This window comes from Streptomyces sp. R-74717 (assembly GCF_047305335.1).
GTDB lineage: Bacteria > Actinomycetota > Actinomycetes > Streptomycetales > Streptomycetaceae > Streptomyces > Streptomyces atratus.
In genome coordinates, this window is the sequence record NZ_CP102361.1 from 6355656 (window position 1) to 6371994 (window position 16339).

The following is a 16339-nucleotide window of genomic DNA, read 5'->3' on the forward strand; positions in this document are numbered from 1 at the left end:
GTACGGTGCGTGTCGGCCGTGATTCCCCCGGGGGTCCTTGTCGGGTGCCCCGTGTGTGCACAGATTTCTCCGCGCAGGGAGTGACGCCGGTTCGGCCCCGGAGGTTGCCTCCCGAAGGCGTGCGCGATGATGGGAAAACCGGACGATCCGTTCTGTCTCGATCTCCGGCCTCAGATCTCAGTCCCAGGGAGAGCCGTCATGGCACCGCGTATCCTGCTCGCCCGGCACGGCCAGACGGAATGGTCCGTCAAGGGCAATCACACGGGCAGGACGGACATCCCACTGCTCGACACCGGCCGTGCGGGCGCCAAGCTCCTCGGCGAGCGGCTGCGCCGCAAGCCGTGGGTGGACCTGCCGGGCCTGGAAGTCCGCACCAGTCCGCTGCTACGGGCCAAGGAGACCTGTGACATCGCGGGTTTCGCGGACCGGGCCGAGCCGTGGGACGCGCTGCTGGAGTGGGACTACGGGGCGTACGAGGGGATGACCCCGGCACAGATCAAGGCGATCCGTCCCGACTGGTTCATCTGGCGTGACGGGGTGCCGGAGGGGGAGACCCTGGCCGAGCTGTCCGCCCGCGCCGACGAGATCGTCGACTGGGCCCGCTCGGCCGACCGCGACGTCCTGGTCTTCGCCCACGGTCACATCCTGCGGGCGCTGGGGGCGCGGTGGCTGGGCGAGGACGTGTCGTTCGCGGCGCGCATCCGGCTCGATCCGACGTCGCTGTCGGTGCTGGGGTGGGCGTACGGTGCGCCCGCGATAGAACGCTGGAACGACACGGGCCACCTGGACCGGTAGTCCTGCCGCCCCCGGCAGCCGGGGGCATCGATCGCCGGACGGGCTTGATCTTGCCGGCGCGCGGTGGAAACCGGCCCGTCCGACGATCGAGGACGGAACCGGTCACGTGGCGCGTGGAATCCGGACCGTTCGGCGAATCCCTACGCCCCCGCCTCGGAGACCTCCGCGTGACGCTCGAGGAACCCCCGTACCTCCGCCGCACCCCGCTGCGGCGCCAGTACCCCCGCCGCCCCCGCCAGCATCGCCCGGATGCGGGACGACTGGACGCGGCCCAGCAGGTCCAGCACCTGGTGGCCCGCTGTCGCCGCCTCTGCGGCCCGGCCCGCCCGGGCCAGGTCCGTGGTCAGTTCGGCCCGGTACAGCGCCAGGTTCCGGGTGAAGTGCGGGTCCTGGAGCCGCGTCGCCCTCAGCGCATGGCGGGCCGCACGCGACCAGTCGCCCAGCGCCGACCAGCACTGCGCCTCCAGCATCTCCAGTTCCGCCTCCCGGAAGAAGGTCATCCACTCCGGATCGGTGTCGGACGGACCGCGGTCGAACGCGGTGTGCGCCCGGCCGATCGCCCGTTCGCAGCCCGTACGGTCCCCGAGCCCCGCCCTGCCCCCCGCCTCCCGCAGCGCGAGCAGCGCCAGCAGCCGCGGCGAGCCCAGCGGCTGCGCCGCCCGCTGCCCGGCCTCGGCGGCGCGTACGGACTCGCGGGGCCGCCCCGTGTCCCTGGCCAGGAACGACGCATTGCAGAACGCATGCGCCTCCAGCGCCCCGTCACCCGCCAGCCGCGCCGTGGCCAGCGCTTCCGCATAGTGCGAGCGGGCGTCCTCGAACCGGCCCGAGTCATGGGCCAGCCAGCCCACCGAGATGGCCAGTTCGCCCGCCCCGGCATGCAGCCGGTCGGCCGTGGAGCGCCTGGTGGCGGTTGTGGAGTCGAGCAGCGCGTACGCCGCCCGCAGCGGCTGGGACGCCCTGCGGTACAGGCCGTCACCGCCGTGCCGGTCGTCGAGCAGCCGGATCTGCCGTACTGCCTTCTCGACGGCGCTCACCTCGGCCTCTCCGACCCGGTGCCGGTCGGGCGGGGCGGCGGCGGACGTGCCGCCGAGGCCGAGGCCCAGGGGTGCGGCCGCCATCGCGGTGGTGCCGCTCGTCATGAATACGCGACGCAGCACGTCGCTCTCCTCGTCGGTGTCGCTGTGGAGCGTGGGGGGCGGTGGGGTTTCGGCAGTGGTCCGTGCCCCCCGGCCGCGTACTGATTCGCGCGGTGAGAAGCCCAGGTCCGCCAGGGTGGCGCCGGGGAACATGTGCAGGAAGACCCGCTCGTACGCGTAGTTGGGGCAGCGGATCTCGCCGGACTCCACGCGTCCGATGTACCGGGCGTCGCACGCGACCTGCTCGCCGATCTCGCGGGCGGACCTGCGTACTGCGGCGGCGAACTCCCCGGCGGAGCGCGGTCCGCGCAGCCGCCGGAAGGCGAGGTTGGGAACTGCCCCTGTCGACACCATGGCTGAGCCCTCTCTGGTGCAGCCGGGCTCCTGCTTCCGGTGTCCCGGCGGAGCAAGAACGTACCTGTTGTGACGGACCGCACACGCGGTGTTTGCCTACAAAAGGGATATCTCGCCCGCGATCCGCCATGAACTGCCACCCTTTGCGGCGGCGTGGCACCGTAGCCCTTGACGCCGTCGGCGCGTTGGTCCACGTGGAGACGGAATCCGGCTCCGCCCGGCGATGAGAGGAGAGGTCCCTTGTTGCACATCGGCACGGAGACCGGCTCGCGGACGACTGCGACGACCCCGGCCGCAACGGGTGCCACGGTGCCCACCGCGCCCACGGAGGACCACGGCGCCGTACCCTGCGACCTGGTGACCGTCCCGGCACGCCAGGGACTGGAGGCCGTGGACATCCTGCGCCGGGGCGCCGACCAGGAAGCCGTCGGCCCGGTCCTGCACGACGGCGCCTGCGACACCCTCGGCTTCCTGGTTCCCCCGGGGACCGCCGAGGCATGGGACGTACCGGGCAGCGCCTGTACGCGGACCGACGGCCGCGGGCTGCGCATCCCCGCCGAGCCGCCCGTCACCGGCAGCGGCTGGCTGCTGCCGCCCGAGGAGGACGCCCCGGTCACCGACCCGGCCGTGCTGCGGGCCGCTCTCGACCAGGCGGCCCGGCTGATCGAGGCGGCCGACAACTGCCGCTGACCGCGGGCTCCCCGCCCGCGCGCACATAATGGGCCGGTGGCCGGGTCTCCCCGGCACGGCCGGTTCCGTACCGGCCCGGAGCGATGAGCAGTGAGCAGGCACGAGCAGCAGTGGCACGTCGAGGAGCGTCGAGCGCAGGCGCGGGCGCCCGTAAGCGGTCCGACCGCAAGGCCGACGGCAGGACCGAACGCGGGACCGGGCGCGGCGGCGCCGGGCGCAGGACGGAACCCCTCGCCGAGCCGGTGGACGGCGGTCTCGCCGAGCTGGTGCCCGACCGGGAGCGCCCGCACGCCTGGACGCTGACGCTCGACGGAGCCCCCCAGTCCCATGTGGACCTCGACGACCCCACGTATCTGTCCTTCGAGTACCAGCGCAGGATCGGCCACATCGCCGACCTCGTCGCACCTCCTGGGCAGCCCCTGCACGTGGTGCACCTGGGCGGCGGCGCCTTCACGCTCGCCCGCTACATCACCGCGACCCGGCCCCGCTCCACCCAGCAGATCGTCGAGGTGGACGCCGCGCTCGTCCAACTGGTCCGCCGGGAGCTGCCGCTGGACCCGCAGGCCAGGATCCGGGTCCGGGCCACCGATGCCCGCGCCGGGCTCGGAAAGATCCAGGACGGCTGGGCGGATCTCGCCATCGCCGATGTCTTCAGCGGGGCCCGTACCCCCGCACACCTCACCAGCACCGAGTTCCTCGCCGAGGTGCGCCGGGTCCTCAAGCCCGGCGGGAGTTACGTGGCCAACCTCGCGGACGGCCCGCCGCTGACCCATCTGCGCGGCCAGATCGCCACCGCGGCCACGGTCTTCCCCGAACTGGCGCTCGCCGCCGACCCGACCGTGTGGCGCGGCCGTCGCTTCGGCAACGCCGTGCTGCTCGCCTCGGATCTGCCGCTGAAGGTCGCGGAGCTGACCCGCCGGGTCGCGACCGACCCGCACCCCGGACGCGTCGAACACGGGCGGGCGCTCGCCGACTTCACCGGCGGCGCGGCGGCGGTGGGCGACGCGGACGCCAGGCCTTCACCGGCGCCACCACCGTCGGCATTCGGCTAGTGCGGTGACCACGAATGCTCGCCGGGTCCGGTGACGCGCCGGTCGATGTTCGTGGAGGTTGAATCTCAAGCTCACTGCTTGAGGCTTGACATCAGGTCACGCATGTCGCCGATCATGGCCGATTGGTACGGGGACAGGTCAGGGTTGTCCGGCCCGTCACCGGCCTCGTCTTCGCTGCGGTCGTCGCTCTGGTGCACCGTGAAGGCGGAGAGACGCAGCGTGAGGACCGCTCCGCCCTCCAGCACCCGCAGCTCCGAGTCACCGTCATCCCCGGTCAGCAGATACGCCTTGTCACCAAGTTCCGGAACTATCTCCAGCTTCGCTTCAGGATCAACGCCGAGATCGGTCACCCTTCGCCGCGCCTCGAATTCGGCGCCGGGGTCGGTCTTCTTGTGCAGTGCCACCGTGATTCCGACGGCGTAATCGATGGACCAACCGTTTCCGGGCCGCTCCGCCCCGGTCCGGGACCGAAGAGGAATGAAGCACTGGATCTGGTCGAGGACGGCATGGTTCAACAGGCCTGATTCGACCTTGGTGGTGGACTCTCTCGGTGCGATCGCCGCGCCGATCGACTTCAGCTGTAAAGATGGGCAAGGGTCTTGGCCCAGCTGGTACCCATGCATGTCCGGCTTCCGATCGCCTGCTCCATACAGGAACAGCGCCGCCGCCCAGAGGGCCGACGCCATTACCGCCCCGCCCAGCGCCCACAGCCACGGCCTTCGCGGCCGACGTTCCCCAACGAACTCCCGGTCGAAGTCGCCCATCACCTCGCGGGTTTCAACCCCACCGAACTCCCCCGCCATCTCCGGCTCAGAAATCATCCTGCTCCCCCTCGGCCGCGCCTTCCGCCTTCGTCATGATGATCGCAGCACTGACTCCGTCCCCGCAGAGCCAGGCAGACGGATTCCGGACACGGTGAACCTATGTGGTCACAGCATTGGAGAAGGCTCGGCCAAACGATCTCTACCTGGGGCGGATGGTCGTTCCAGGTGCAGAAGACGGACACCGTCGTGCCGCCGTCCTGGCTGAAGTTCACCCGGATCCAGGTCGGGCTGCGCCTCAAGGACCCGCACCAGCGAACCATGACGCGCTGGTGCGGGCCGTCGTGGCCGGCGACGCGGCGTCGGCGGGCCGGGTCGCGCAGACCGAACTGGAGTCCACGCCGGCCCGGCTGCGGGCGGCGTAGTTCTGGCGGCCCCGGTCCGTCCTTCCCGTTGCCCCCGGCGTCCCCGTGATGGTCCATCGGGTTCGGAGAAAGAACGCGGATACGCCCCCGACCGCCCTCACCGCGAGACACCCCGTTCACCTTCCGGCGGGCGGTCGGGCGTGAATCGGGGATGACCAGGACCGTTCCCGGGGGCGGGCGGAAATGCGGCGCGGGCGTGGCGGCGCCGCGTGACCGGCGCGGCGAGCCTTCCCCAACAAGCCCTTGGCCTGCGCTTTTTCGGAACGGTGTGAGCCCTCGGTCGGTGTTTGCGGGACATGGCAAGACTTGGGCGGGACACGTTCTCGTGACTTGAAGGACACACTCGGGCAACGGAAGCGTCTTCAACTCTTGACACCCACCCCCTCAAGGCAGGAGCCTTCCGGCATCGACGCATGGGAGCGCTCCCATATCGTGCGGGGATTTCCCGCTCGAACGGCACTGCCCGTGTCCTCCCCCTGAACCAGTCGGCACCCGCACTCATCAGCGCGTATGCCACGCAGTCAGAACACCGGTCCCACCCTGGAACAAGGAGTAGTGGAATGCGTATCACCCGCACCGTCGCCGGCCGGAGCCGCAGAGTCGCGGTTCTGGTCACCACGGGCCTGACAGCCTCGGCCCTGTTGCTGACCGGCTGCAGCAGCGATTCGGATACATCGGACAGCACGGGCTCCGATGCGAACGGGAAGATCACGCTGACCGTCGCCGACTTCGGGCAGTTCGGCTACAAGGAAGCGGGTCTCTTCGCCAAGTACCACGAGTTGCACCCGAACATCACGGTCAAGGAAGACGTCACCTCCGACGAGAAGGTCTACTACCCGAAGCTGCTCCAGCAGCTGAACTCGGGTAGCGGTCTGGCGGACGTCCAGGGGCTCGAGGTCGGCCGGATCAAGGAGATCGTCGACACGAAGGCGAACTCCTTCGTCGACCTCAGCAAGGTGATCGACGTCGACGAGTGGGTCTCCTGGAAGGAGAAGCAGGCGACCACGCCCGACGGTGCGGTGATCGGCGCGGGTACCGACATCGGTCCGATGTCCCTCTGCTACAACACCGACCTCTTCAAGAAGGCCGGTCTGCCGACCGACCCCACCGAGGTCGCCCAGAAGGTCTCCGGCGGCTGGGAGGACTACCTCAAGCTCGGTGAGGAGTACAAGAAGGGGGCGGCCGAGGGCACGTACTTCATGGACTCCGCGAGTGCCATGTTCAACGCCGTCGTCAGCTCGAACGCCAAGCAGTACTACGACGAGAGCGGCAAGGCGATCTACAAGGACAGCCCCAGCGTCAAGCAGGGCTGGGACCTGGCGGCCGAGGCGGCGTCGAAGAAGCTGACCCAGGGCCTCGCACAGTTCACCGACCCGTGGAAGGCCGGCTTGCGCAAGGGCACGATCGCCACCGTGGCCTGCCCGGCGTGGATGGCCGGTCAGATCTCGATCAACGCCGGTGACGCCAACAAGGGCAAGTGGAACATCACCACCGCCCCCGGTGCGACCGCCGCCAACTGGGGTGGCTCGTTCCTCGCCGTGCCCAAGTCGGGCAAGAACGTCGACGAGGCCACCAAGCTCGTCAAGTGGCTGACCGCCCCCGAGCAGCAGGCCGCCGTCTTCAAGGCCATCGGTGTCTTCCCGTCCAACAAGGGCGCGTACGACCTGCCGGACGTGAAGAACGCAAAGCTCGAGTACTTCAACAATGCGCCGATCGGCCAGATCTACGCCGATGAGGCCAAGTCCATCCCCGAGACGGTTCTCGGCCCGAAGGACGGCGTGATCAAGGACAGCATCTCCACCCAGATCAACAACATGGAGCAGCGCGGCACCAGCCCGGACGACGCGTGGAAGGCCGCGACCAACGTGGTCGACAAGGCGATCGGCTGACCGTCGCCGGTGCGGGCGGGCCCACGGCCGGCCCGCACCGGCCCGCGCCCGGCCCAGCCCCTTACCCGGGCACCCCTCGTACAGGGCAACTCAGCAACGAAGGGAAGGACTCCCGCCCGTGGCCAACTCCACTCCCACCCGGGACGCATACGCCCCGCCACCCGGCGGTTCCCAGCAGCCACCGGCGGATTCCCGTCGGCAGACATTGCGGAGCCGGTTGTGGCGGTTCGACGACAAGGCATCGCCGTACGCCTACATAGCCCCGTTCTTCCTCGTCTTCGGCGCCTTCGGGCTCTATCCACTGCTGTACACCGGATGGATCGCCCTGCACCGGGTGGAGATGACCGGCCTGGAACGGATGGAGTGGGTCGGCTGGGGCAACTTCGACAAGATCCTGCACGACTCCGAGTTCTGGACGGCCGTCAGCAACACCTTTCTGATCGGGGTCATGTCGACGGTCCCGCAGCTGCTGGTCGCGCTCGGCCTGGCCCATCTGCTGAACTACAAGCTGCGCGCCAGCACTTTTTGGCGGACGGTCATCCTCACCCCGTACGCCACCTCCGTGGCCTCCGCGGCCCTGGTCTTCGCCCTGGTCTTCCGGGCCGACGGCGGTCTGCTGAACTGGGCGCTGGAGTTCGTCGGCCTCGGCCACACCAACTGGGCCAATGGGCACTGGACGTCCAAGACAGCGATCTCCGTCATCGTGATCTGGCGCTGGACCGGCTACAACACGCTGATCTACCTCGCCGCCATGCAGGCCGTGCCGAGCGATCTGTACGAGGCCGCGTCACTCGACGGCGCCTCCCGCTGGCAGCAGTTCCGCAAGGTGACCGTCCCCTCGCTGCGGCCCACGATCCTGTTCACGATCGTCATCTCGACCATCGGCTCCATGCAGCTGTTCGGTGAGCCCCTGCTGTTGGAGGGCGGCACCCTCGGAGCCACCGGCGGCAACGAGAATCAGTACGAGACGCTCAGCGTCTACCTCTACAACTACGGCTGGAATCTGGGGCATCTCGGTCCGGCCGCCGCAGTGGCCTGGGCGATGCTCGCCCTCCTGCTGATCACCGCCGCGGTCAACTGGCTCATCGGCCGCTTCGTACGCAAATCCGCGGCCTGACCGGGAGCGATTTCCATGACCATGACCAGCCCCACCAAAGCCCCGGAACTCGGCCTCCCGCAGCCGTCCCACCGGGCGACGCGGCGCCCGATCCGCTTCAGGCCGGGCGCGGGCAAGCAGTTGCAGGGCGGCCCGTTCGCCTACGCCGCGCTGGCCGTCGTCGGTATCGGTTCGCTCCTGCCGCTCTACTGGACCCTGGTGGCCGCGTCCCACACCCAGGACGAAGTTCTCGCCACCACACCGCCGTTCCTGCTCGGCGGGCGGCTGATGCACAACCTGAACGCCGCCTGGAGCCAGGCGCACCTCGGCAAGGCGATCGTCAACAGCGTCATCGTCTCCAGCTGCATCACGGCGGCGACGCTCTTCTTCTGCACCCTGGCCGGCTACGCCTTCGCCAAGATGCGGTTCCGTGGCCGCGGCGGACTGATGACCGCGGTCATCGCCACGCTCACGATCCCGCCGCAGCTCAGCGTCGTCCCGCTGTTCATGATGATGTCCGACATCGGCTGGGGCGGAAAGCTGGAGTCGGTGATCTTCCCGACCTTGGTGAGCGCGTTCGGGGTGTTCTTCATGCGGCAGTACCTGACCGAGGCGCTGCCTTACGAACTCATCGAGGCCGCCAAGGTCGACGGCGCGAACAACTTCCGCATCGTGCGGAGCGTGGTGCTCCCGGTTGCCCGCCCGGCGATGACGGTGCTGGGGATGCTCACCTTCGTACAGGCGTGGAACGACTTCTTCTGGCCCTACCTCGCCCTCAATCAGCAGAACCCCACGCTCCAGGTGGCCCTCGGCCAGCTGAGCGCCTCCTACACCCCCGACCAGAGCATCGTGATGGCCGGTGCGCTGATCAGCACACTGCCGCTGCTCGTGGTCTTCGTGATCTTCGGCAAGCAGATCGTCGGAGGGATCATGTCCGGCGCCGTCAAGGGGTGACGCCGCGTCACCCGCTCTTCCCCGGGCTCCCCGTACGGCCTGTTCCCTGACCGCAGGCCGGACCAGCCCCCGGAGCTCCACCCCCTTACCTGCCCCTGTTCGTCCACCTCTGGGAGCGCTCCCGCATGACTGCTGTACGACCCGACATCGCCCCGAAGCAGGCGCCCGAGGCAGCGGACTTCCCGACCGGTTTCGTCTGGGGGGCGGCCACCGCCGCCTACCAGGTGGAGGGCGGCGCGGCCGAGGACGGCCGCACCCCTTCCATCTGGGACACCTTCAGCCGCACCCCGGGCAAGGTCCGCAACGGTGACACCGGAGACATCGCCGCCGACCACTACCACCGCTACCGCGACGACGTGGCGCTGATGAAACAACTCGGCCTGAAGGCCTACCGCTTCTCCATCTCCTGGTCCCGGGTGCAGCCCACCGGCCGCGGCCCCGCCGTCGAACGCGGACTGGACTTCTACCGCAGGCTCGTCGACGAGCTGCTCGAAGCCGGCATCACCCCTGTCGCCACGCTCTACCACTGGGACCTTCCCCAGGAGTTGGAGGATGCGGGCGGCTGGCCGCAGCGCGTCACCACCGATCGGTTCGCCGACTACACAGCCATCATGGCCGGCGCCCTCGGCGACCGTGTCGGCACCTGGACCACCTTCAACGAGCCGTGGTGCTCGGCCTTCCTCGGTTACGGCTCCGGCGTGCACGCCCCCGGCCGCACCGAGCCCGCCTCCGCCCTGCGCGCGGCCCACCATCTCAACCTCGCCCACGGCCGGGCGATCGAGGTCCTGCGCAACCAACTCCCCGCTACCGCACAGACCTCGGTCACCCTCAACCTCCACCAGGTCCGCCCGCTGACCGGGAGCGCGGCCGACGCGGACGCCGCCCGCCGGATCGACGCGGTGGGCAACCGGGTCTTCACCGGCCCGATGCTGCACGGCGCGTACCCCGAGGACCTGATCGCCGACACCTCGCACCTGGTGGACTGGTCGAAGCTGGTCCACGACGGCGACCTGGCCGCCACCTCCCGGCCGATCGACGTCCTGGGCGTCAACTACTACACACCGACGCTGGTCTCCACGCCCGCCGGTGGCTCCGGCGACTCGCGCAACGACGGTCACGGCAACAGCGACCACTCCCCGTGGCCCGGCTCCGAGCATGTCGCCTTCCACCTCTCCGAGGGCAAGAAGCGCACCGCGATGAACTGGGCGATCGACCCCGACGGGCTGTACAACCTGCTCATGGACGTCGCCCGGAACCACCCCGGCCTGCCGCTGATGGTCACCGAGAACGGCGCGGCCTTCGACGACTACGTCTCGCCCGAGGGCCTGGTGGAGGACCCCGAGCGGATCGAGTACCTGCGTGGCCACCTCGACGCCGTACAGCGGGCCGTGACGGACGGCGCGGACGTTCGCGGCTACTTCCTCTGGTCCCTGATGGACAACTTCGAGTGGGCGTATGGGTACTCCAAGCGCTTCGGTGCCGTCTACGTCGACTACGCCACCCAGCGCCGCATCCCCAAGGCGAGCGCCCGCTGGTACGCCGATGTCATCCGCCGCCACGCACTGCCCCCGGTCACCGACCTCGCCTGAGACCGGCCCGCACGCCCCTTCCGAGACCCGGCCGCCCGTGCCGGGTCTCCGTCATTTCCGCCCGCTTTCGGGGGCCGGGGAACCAGGCTCGGCGCCCCCGTAGTATGGGAGCGCTCCCATTTCTGATGCTGCGGAGTGGCCGCCGGGTCCGGACGAGTGTCAAGGGATCCAGCACCAGGACTTGGTTCGGTTATCCGACTGTGAGAAATTGACCGCGAACGGGAGGCAGCCATGACGGCAGCGCGAGTACGGAGCGGCGGGCGGCCCACGCTCGAAGAGGTCGCGGCACGGGCGGGGGTGGGGCGCGGCACGGCCTCGCGGGTCATCAACGGCTCCCCACGGGTCAGCGCGCACACCCGCGAGGCGGTGGAGGCGGCCGTCGCCGAACTGGGGTACGTGCCCAATCGCGCGGCCCGCGCGCTCGCCGGGAACCGTACCGACGCCATCGCCCTCGTCGTGCCGGAGCCGGAGACCCGCTTCTTCGCCGAGCCGTACTTCTCCGACATCGTCCGTGGTGTCGGCGCGGCGCTCGCGGACACCGACATGCAGCTGCTGCTCACCCTTGTCGGCAGCGACCGTGAGCGTCGGCGGCTGGCCCAGTATCTGACCGCGCACCGCGTCGACGGAGTGCTGCTGGTCTCCGTCCACGCCGACGACCCGCTCCCGGACCTGCTGGAGCAGCTCGGCATGCCGGCCGTGATGAGCGGCCGCAGATCCGCCTCGGAAACGCTCGCCGCGGTCGACTCCGACAACTTCGAGGGCGCCCGCGCAGCCGTCGACCATCTGATCTCCCGGGGCCGCCGCTCCATCGCCACGATCACCGGGCGCCTCGATGTCTACGGTGCCCGGCGCCGCCTCGACGGCTACCGCAAGGCGATCTCCGCGGCCGGTCTCGGACCGGACGAGCAGCTGATCGCCCCCGCCGACTTCACCGAGGAGGGCGGCGCACAGGCCATGCGTGACCTGCTGGCCCGCCGCCCCGACATCGACGCGGTCTTCGCTGCCTCCGACGTCATGGCCGCAGGGGCCCGCCAGGTGCTGCGCGAGGCCGGCCGGCGCATCCCGGACGATGTGGCTCTCATCGGCTTCGACGACTCGGCCGTGGCCCGTCACATGGACCCGGCGCTCACCAGCGTGCGCCAGCCGATCGAGGAGATGGGCCGCACGATGGCCCGCGTACTGCTCCAGGAGATCGGGGGTGAGAACCAGGAGCGTCCGCAGATCGTGCTCCCCACGGAACTGATCGTCCGCGACTCCTCGTGACGACCGTCACACAGTCGTCGGTGAGGGCGGTTCAGATCGGTGAGGGTGGTTCAGACACGAGAAGGGCCCCGGTCATTGACCGGGGCCCTTCTCTTCAGGGTGAGTAACGGGACTCGAACCCGCGACATCCTGGACCACAACCAGGTGCTCTACCATCTGAGCTATACCCACCATGCCCGGTCTTTTTCTGACCGGCCGAGAAAAAGTGTACAGGGTCCGAGAGGGTGCTCGCGCCCCAGTTGTTCAGCCGCTGATCCCGGTCCCCGAAAGGCCCATGACCAGCGGCATCGCAACGTCCTACGGAGTGGGCGGCGCGACACGTGCCGCGATCGCCTTGGCGCGCTCCGAGTCCGGCCCGGGCTGCGGCACGAAGATCGCCTCGCGGTAGTAACGCAGCTCCGTGATGGAGTCACGGATGTCCGCGAGCGCCCGGTGGTTGCCGTTCTTGTCCGGACTGTTGAAGTACGCCCTCGGGTACCAGCGGCGCGCCAGCTCCTTGATCGAGGACACATCGACGATCCGGTAGTGGAGGTAGCCCTCCAGGGTCGACATGTCCCGCGCCAGGAAGCCGCGGTCGGTGGAGACCGAGTTCCCGCAGAGCGGGGCCTTGCCGGGCTCCTTCACATGCTCGCGGACATAGGCCAGCACCTGGGCCTCGGCGTCGGCCAGGGTGGTGCCCTGGGCCAGCTCGTCGAGGAGACCCGAGGCGGTGTGCATCTGGCGCACCACCTCGGGCATCGTCTCCAGGGCCGCGTCCGGCGGGCGGATCACGATGTCCACCCCTTCGCCGAGCACGTTCAGCTCCGAGTCGGTGACCAGTGCGGCCACCTCGATGAGTGCGTCTTCCGTCAACGAGAGCCCGGTCATCTCGCAGTCGATCCACACCATGCGATCGTTCATGACCCCACCCTACGGGGCACTCCGTTGACCCGGCAGGGTCGGGCGCCCGGCGGAGTACGCGTCGGGGCCCGGTTTCCCGTGCTCCGGCTGCCCCGCCCCGACCGTCACCGACGTGACGGCATGCGGACCCGGTGGGGTGGCCGCAGCCGTGGCACGCCGGCCCGCCGAGGTGCCCTGCGCGGGCACGAGCGGCTCGATCGTCGGGGCGAGGGCCTCCGCGCCACCGCCCTGCGGACGGCGGGCCCGGTAGGCGGCCCGGTACGCGGCGGGGGAGGAGCCCAGCTGGCGCCGGAAGTGTCCGCGCAGCGCGACCGGCGAGCGGAAGCCGCAGCGCCCCGCGACCTCGTCGACCGAGTACTCGGACGTCTCCAGCAGTCGCTGCGCCTGCAGCACCCGCTGGGTGATCAGCCACTGGAGCGGTGCGCTGCCGGTGAGCGAGCGGAACCTCCGGTCAAAGGTCCGCCTGCTCATGTAGGCGCGCGCGGCCAGTGTCTCCACGTCGAATTGCTCGTGGAGATGCTCCAGTGCCCAGGCCACGACCTCGGCGAGCGGGTCGGAGCCGATCTCCTCAGGTAAAGACCTGTCGAGGTAGCGCTCCTGACCGCCACTGCGCCGCGGCGGCACGACGAGCCGGCGGGCCAGTGCCCCGGCGGCTTCCGTTCCGTGGTCCGTGCGGACGATGTGCAGGCACAGATCGATCCCGGCCGCCGTCCCGGCGGAGGTGAGCACATCGCCGTCGTCGACGAAGAGCTCACGAGGATCGACATGCACCGACGGATAGCGCTTGGCCAGCGTCGGTGCGTACATCCAGTGCGTGGTCGCCGGGCGGCCGTCCAGCAGGCCGGCGGCGGCGAGCACGAACGCGCCGGTGCACAGCCCGACGATGCGGGCCCCTTCCTCGTGGGCGCGGCGCAGCGCGTCCAGCGCCTCTGCGGGCGGCGGCGAGGTGATCGAACGCCAGGCCGGCACCACGACGGTGCCTGCCCTGCTGATCGCCTCCAGCCCGTAGGGCGCGGTCAGTTCGAGTCCCCCGGTAGTCCGCAGCGGCCCCTCTTCCCCGCCACAGACGAGGAGTCGGTAGCGCGGAACTCCCGCGTCCTGGCGGTCGATTCCGAACACGGAGAGCGGGATCGAGCTCTCGAAGATGGGGCCGCCGCTGAACAGCAGTACGGCGACGACTTCTCGTCGTCGTCGTCCACTGAGCTTCCGTACAGCCTCCGTTGCGGCGGCGGAGTCCTGGCTCATGACGCTAAGCCCCCCTCGGTGTTCGCGTCTTCCTGGTCCTTGCGGGCCTGTCGCTCCTGCACTTTTCCCCTCGGTCCTGCACGAGTCCCCGTCTTCGATACCCAAGATCGAATCTACTGCGTCCCGTGGTGCCGGCGTGACAAGTTCACCAACCGGCGTTATGTCGACAAGGCAACTTGGCGGGAAGCATTCGATCACGAAGGGTTTCATCCAGCGGCCGTGCAGGGAAGTGCGCCTCGCGTTCATGGCCCGTCCCCGTCGGGTCGAAGCGTACCGCGCGGTCTCTTCCTGCCTGGTGGCAAGGGGGTTGATCGGCCAATTCGGCAAGGAAGCGACAGGGGTGTGAAGTTGGCTGAAAATAGACGGTTGTGCATACGTGATTCGGTCAGTCGACCGGCGCACAACCCCGATGGGCGGCCGCTTCCTTGCGCCCCCTCGGCACGTCGGACGGTCGATCGTACGAAATAACGCGGCGGCCCGGCGCGCAGCGGGATCCCGACCGGCGGGCCGATATCGGTCCGCCGGTCGGGCGGAGAGCTCCGGACGGGGCGGACGTGCAGGGGCCGGCGCGGTGTGACTCCTGGGGGTGGACCGCCGGCCCGGCGTCCGGCGGCGTGTGGTGATCCACGCCGGGGGTGCGATGGTCCCGGTGCGCCGTGGAGCGGGTGACGGATATGGCCCCGCCCGGTCACCCAGGGGAGTCGTCCCGGTTCGCCGACGTCGATGTACAGCGCAACCGGCATTGCCATACGGGTCCGCCTCGGGCATGCTCCGTGAAACGTCGCACGCGCTTTGCGCGGGTCTGGGCAGTGGAGGAGTGGCGCCGTACCCTTGGGGGTAAGGGGTTGGGAAGATGATTCCCGGACACCGCAACACCGCCCGCTGACGCACCTTCCCCAAGTCGCTCTCCTCACGAGGACTCTCTTCGCCGAGACACCGATGGCCGGTCACGAAATCCCCGAACCCGCCGACCGCAAGCAGGTGGCCGACCACGTGTCGGACCCGCAGGCGGTCGAAGAGACACGTCATTCCTGCGACCCCGCCTTCCGGCATGGGGTCGTGGTCGGCTTCGACGGCTCGACGTCCAGTGAGCGCGCCCTCGCATACGCCATCGGCATGGCCAGGAGATCAGGTTCCGGCCTGATCATCGTCCATGTCGCCAATCGGCTGCCGACCACCGTCTGGGCAGGCTGTGAGCCGCCCGTCTTCGTCGACGTGCCCGACCACCGCACCGAGGTGCTCGGCCTGGAGCTCGCCTGCGCGGACTACCTCTCCGAGGTTCCCTGGGTGCTCGTCGAGCGCGGCGGGGACATCTGTCACGAGCTGGAGGAGGTCGGCCGGGAGTACTCGGCCGACGCCATCGTCGTCGGCTCCACGCACGGCATCGCCGGCCGCATCTTCGGCTCGGTGGCGGGACGCCTCGCGCGGCGCGCGCAGCGCCCGGTCGTCGTCATTCCCTGAGCGTTCCCCGTCCCGGACGCCCCTGCCGTCATCCCCGTCACCGGTTCCGGACCCGTCGGTCGATGTGGCGTCAACTCGCCTGTGGAAACCGGCAATCTACCGATACGTAGAGGTGGATTGTGCGCTTGTGAAGGGTACATAAGGGTCACTGGGAAGCAGGACCACTGCATGTGAAGGGAGCCCGCCGTGGACAATGACGTCTCTGCGGGAAGCACCAGCACCTCTACCCTCGGCCATCTCGCCCTGGGACTCACCCTGTTGGCGTTCGGTATCGGTCACACCCGGGTCGTGGACGGTGTGACGGCGGCCGGTGCCGTCTCGCTCGCGCTGTATGTCGGCGGTATCGCCCTGTTCGTCGCCGGACTCCTGGCGTTCCGCGCGGGAAGCGGCTTCACCGGCACGGCCTTCGCCGGGCTCGGCGCCTTCTGGTTCACCTGGGGCAGCGGCGCCGACGCACATGTCTCCAGCCATGCGGCAGGGCTGTTCCTGCTGCTCCTGGCGCTTCTGCTCCTGGGCGTCGGGCAGTTCGTGGACAGCGGGAGCCTGGCCAAGGCGGGCGGCTGGCTCGCCGCGGTGTCGGGTCTCGCCGCCTGGTACGGGGCGACGGCGGCGCTGGCCAACTGGCCCACGGCGCTGCCGGGGCGTGCTGCCGGCCGACGGGTGACGGCCACCGGCTGAGGCAGCGACCGGGCCGGTGCGGCAAAGGGCAGAGGCACCGGCCCCGACGGG

The 16339-nt window shown here is 69.7% G+C and carries 14 protein-coding genes and 1 tRNA gene; 10 read left to right on the forward strand and 5 right to left on the reverse strand.

The window, feature by feature from the left end:
• The first annotated feature begins 198 nt into the window (after positions 1 to 198).
• Positions 199 to 795, forward strand: coding sequence for a histidine phosphatase family protein (locus NRF20_RS29165; RefSeq protein ID WP_398628880.1), 597 nt, complete (start codon positions 199 to 201; stop codon positions 793 to 795).
• Between the two features lie 140 nt (positions 796 to 935).
• Here the strand turns inward: NRF20_RS29165 and NRF20_RS29170 are convergent, their stop codons facing one another.
• Positions 936 to 2285: a tetratricopeptide repeat protein gene (locus NRF20_RS29170; protein WP_413753587.1), complete on the reverse strand. Its 1350-nt coding sequence runs from the start codon at positions 2283 to 2285 to the stop codon at positions 936 to 938.
• A 240-nt stretch (positions 2286 to 2525) separates the two neighbouring features.
• Here NRF20_RS29170 and NRF20_RS29175 point away from each other — a divergent pair, with 240 nt between their 5' ends.
• The gene (locus NRF20_RS29175) at positions 2526 to 2975 is read left to right on the forward strand and encodes a hypothetical protein (RefSeq protein WP_266361338.1); all 450 of its coding nucleotides are present in this window, start codon (positions 2526 to 2528) and stop codon (positions 2973 to 2975) included.
• 110 nt (positions 2976 to 3085) lie between these two features.
• Entirely contained in the window at positions 3086 to 4027 is a 942-nt protein-coding gene (locus tag NRF20_RS29180; protein ID WP_413754620.1) for a spermidine synthase, read from the forward strand.
• A gap of 71 nt (positions 4028 to 4098) precedes the next feature.
• On the opposite strand, the gene NRF20_RS29185 is transcribed toward NRF20_RS29180, so the two are convergent.
• On the reverse strand, positions 4099 to 4848 hold the full coding sequence (locus tag NRF20_RS29185) for a hypothetical protein (protein ID WP_398628878.1): 750 nt from the start codon (positions 4846 to 4848) through the stop codon (positions 4099 to 4101).
• 925 nt (positions 4849 to 5773) lie between these two features.
• Between NRF20_RS29185 and NRF20_RS29190 the strand changes: the two genes are divergently transcribed.
• From NRF20_RS29190 to NRF20_RS29210, 5 genes are all read left to right on the forward strand, one after another.
• Entirely contained in the window at positions 5774 to 7102 is a 1329-nt protein-coding gene (locus NRF20_RS29190) for an ABC transporter substrate-binding protein (RefSeq protein WP_413753588.1), read from the forward strand.
• Positions 7103 to 7220: 118 nt separating this feature from the next.
• Positions 7221 to 8219 carry a carbohydrate ABC transporter permease gene (locus tag NRF20_RS29195; RefSeq protein ID WP_398628876.1) on the forward strand — a complete coding sequence of 333 codons (999 nt, stop codon included), beginning with the start codon at positions 7221 to 7223 and terminating at the stop codon, positions 8217 to 8219.
• Positions 8220 to 8234: 15 nt separating this feature from the next.
• A complete protein-coding gene (locus tag NRF20_RS29200; protein WP_413753589.1) occupies positions 8235 to 9152 on the forward strand; it encodes a carbohydrate ABC transporter permease in 918 nt (305 codons plus the stop codon).
• Positions 9153 to 9277: 125 nt separating this feature from the next.
• Positions 9278 to 10741, forward strand: a complete 1464-nt coding sequence (locus NRF20_RS29205; RefSeq protein ID WP_398628874.1) for a GH1 family beta-glucosidase — start codon at positions 9278 to 9280, stop codon at positions 10739 to 10741.
• A gap of 231 nt (positions 10742 to 10972) precedes the next feature.
• Positions 10973 to 12004, forward strand: coding sequence for a LacI family DNA-binding transcriptional regulator (locus NRF20_RS29210; RefSeq protein ID WP_398628873.1), 1032 nt, complete (start codon positions 10973 to 10975; stop codon positions 12002 to 12004).
• A gap of 98 nt (positions 12005 to 12102) precedes the next feature.
• On the opposite strand, the gene NRF20_RS29215 is transcribed toward NRF20_RS29210, so the two are convergent.
• The 3 genes from NRF20_RS29215 to NRF20_RS29225 all read right to left on the reverse strand — a co-directional run bounded on the left by NRF20_RS29215 (position 12103) and on the right by NRF20_RS29225 (position 14149).
• Positions 12103 to 12175: transfer RNA gene (locus NRF20_RS29215), tRNA-His, on the reverse strand.
• 126 nt (positions 12176 to 12301) lie between these two features.
• The gene (orn, locus tag NRF20_RS29220; protein ID WP_398628872.1) at positions 12302 to 12904 is read right to left on the reverse strand and encodes an oligoribonuclease; all 603 of its coding nucleotides are present in this window, start codon (positions 12902 to 12904) and stop codon (positions 12302 to 12304) included.
• Between the two features lie 9 nt (positions 12905 to 12913).
• Positions 12914 to 14149 carry a helix-turn-helix domain-containing protein gene (locus tag NRF20_RS29225; protein ID WP_398628871.1) on the reverse strand — a complete coding sequence of 412 codons (1236 nt, stop codon included), beginning with the start codon at positions 14147 to 14149 and terminating at the stop codon, positions 12914 to 12916.
• A 939-nt stretch (positions 14150 to 15088) separates the two neighbouring features.
• Here NRF20_RS29225 and NRF20_RS29230 point away from each other — a divergent pair.
• Both NRF20_RS29230 and NRF20_RS29235 read left to right on the forward strand, forming a co-directional pair.
• On the forward strand, positions 15089 to 15610 hold the full coding sequence (locus NRF20_RS29230) for a universal stress protein (RefSeq protein WP_398628870.1): 522 nt from the start codon (positions 15089 to 15091) through the stop codon (positions 15608 to 15610).
• A gap of 186 nt (positions 15611 to 15796) precedes the next feature.
• Positions 15797 to 16288, forward strand: coding sequence for a GPR1/FUN34/YaaH family transporter (locus NRF20_RS29235; protein WP_413753590.1), 492 nt, complete (start codon positions 15797 to 15799; stop codon positions 16286 to 16288).
• Positions 16289 to 16339: the final 51 nt, after the last annotated feature.

What these genes read in the sequence shown, in the direction of transcription:
- NRF20_RS29165 (WP_398628880.1), top strand. Translation starts at nt 199, where the DNA reads ATGGCACCGCGTATCCTGCTCGCCCGGCACGGCCAGACGGAATGGTCC.
- NRF20_RS29170 (WP_413753587.1), bottom strand. Translation starts at nt 2,285, where the DNA reads ATGGTGTCGACAGGGGCAGTTCCCAACCTCGCCTTCCGGCGGCTGCGC.
- NRF20_RS29185 (WP_398628878.1), bottom strand. Translation starts at nt 4,848, where the DNA reads ATGATTTCTGAGCCGGAGATGGCGGGGGAGTTCGGTGGGGTTGAAACC.
- NRF20_RS29190 (WP_413753588.1), top strand. Translation starts at nt 5,774, where the DNA reads ATGCGTATCACCCGCACCGTCGCCGGCCGGAGCCGCAGAGTCGCGGTT.
- NRF20_RS29200 (WP_413753589.1), top strand. Translation starts at nt 8,235, where the DNA reads ATGACCATGACCAGCCCCACCAAAGCCCCGGAACTCGGCCTCCCGCAG.
- NRF20_RS29205 (WP_398628874.1), top strand. Translation starts at nt 9,278, where the DNA reads ATGACTGCTGTACGACCCGACATCGCCCCGAAGCAGGCGCCCGAGGCA.
- NRF20_RS29210 (WP_398628873.1), top strand. Translation starts at nt 10,973, where the DNA reads ATGACGGCAGCGCGAGTACGGAGCGGCGGGCGGCCCACGCTCGAAGAG.
- orn (WP_398628872.1), bottom strand. Translation starts at nt 12,904, where the DNA reads ATGAACGATCGCATGGTGTGGATCGACTGCGAGATGACCGGGCTCTCG.
- NRF20_RS29225 (WP_398628871.1), bottom strand. Translation starts at nt 14,149, where the DNA reads ATGAGCCAGGACTCCGCCGCCGCAACGGAGGCTGTACGGAAGCTCAGT.
- NRF20_RS29230 (WP_398628870.1), top strand. Translation starts at nt 15,089, where the DNA reads ATGGCCGGTCACGAAATCCCCGAACCCGCCGACCGCAAGCAGGTGGCC.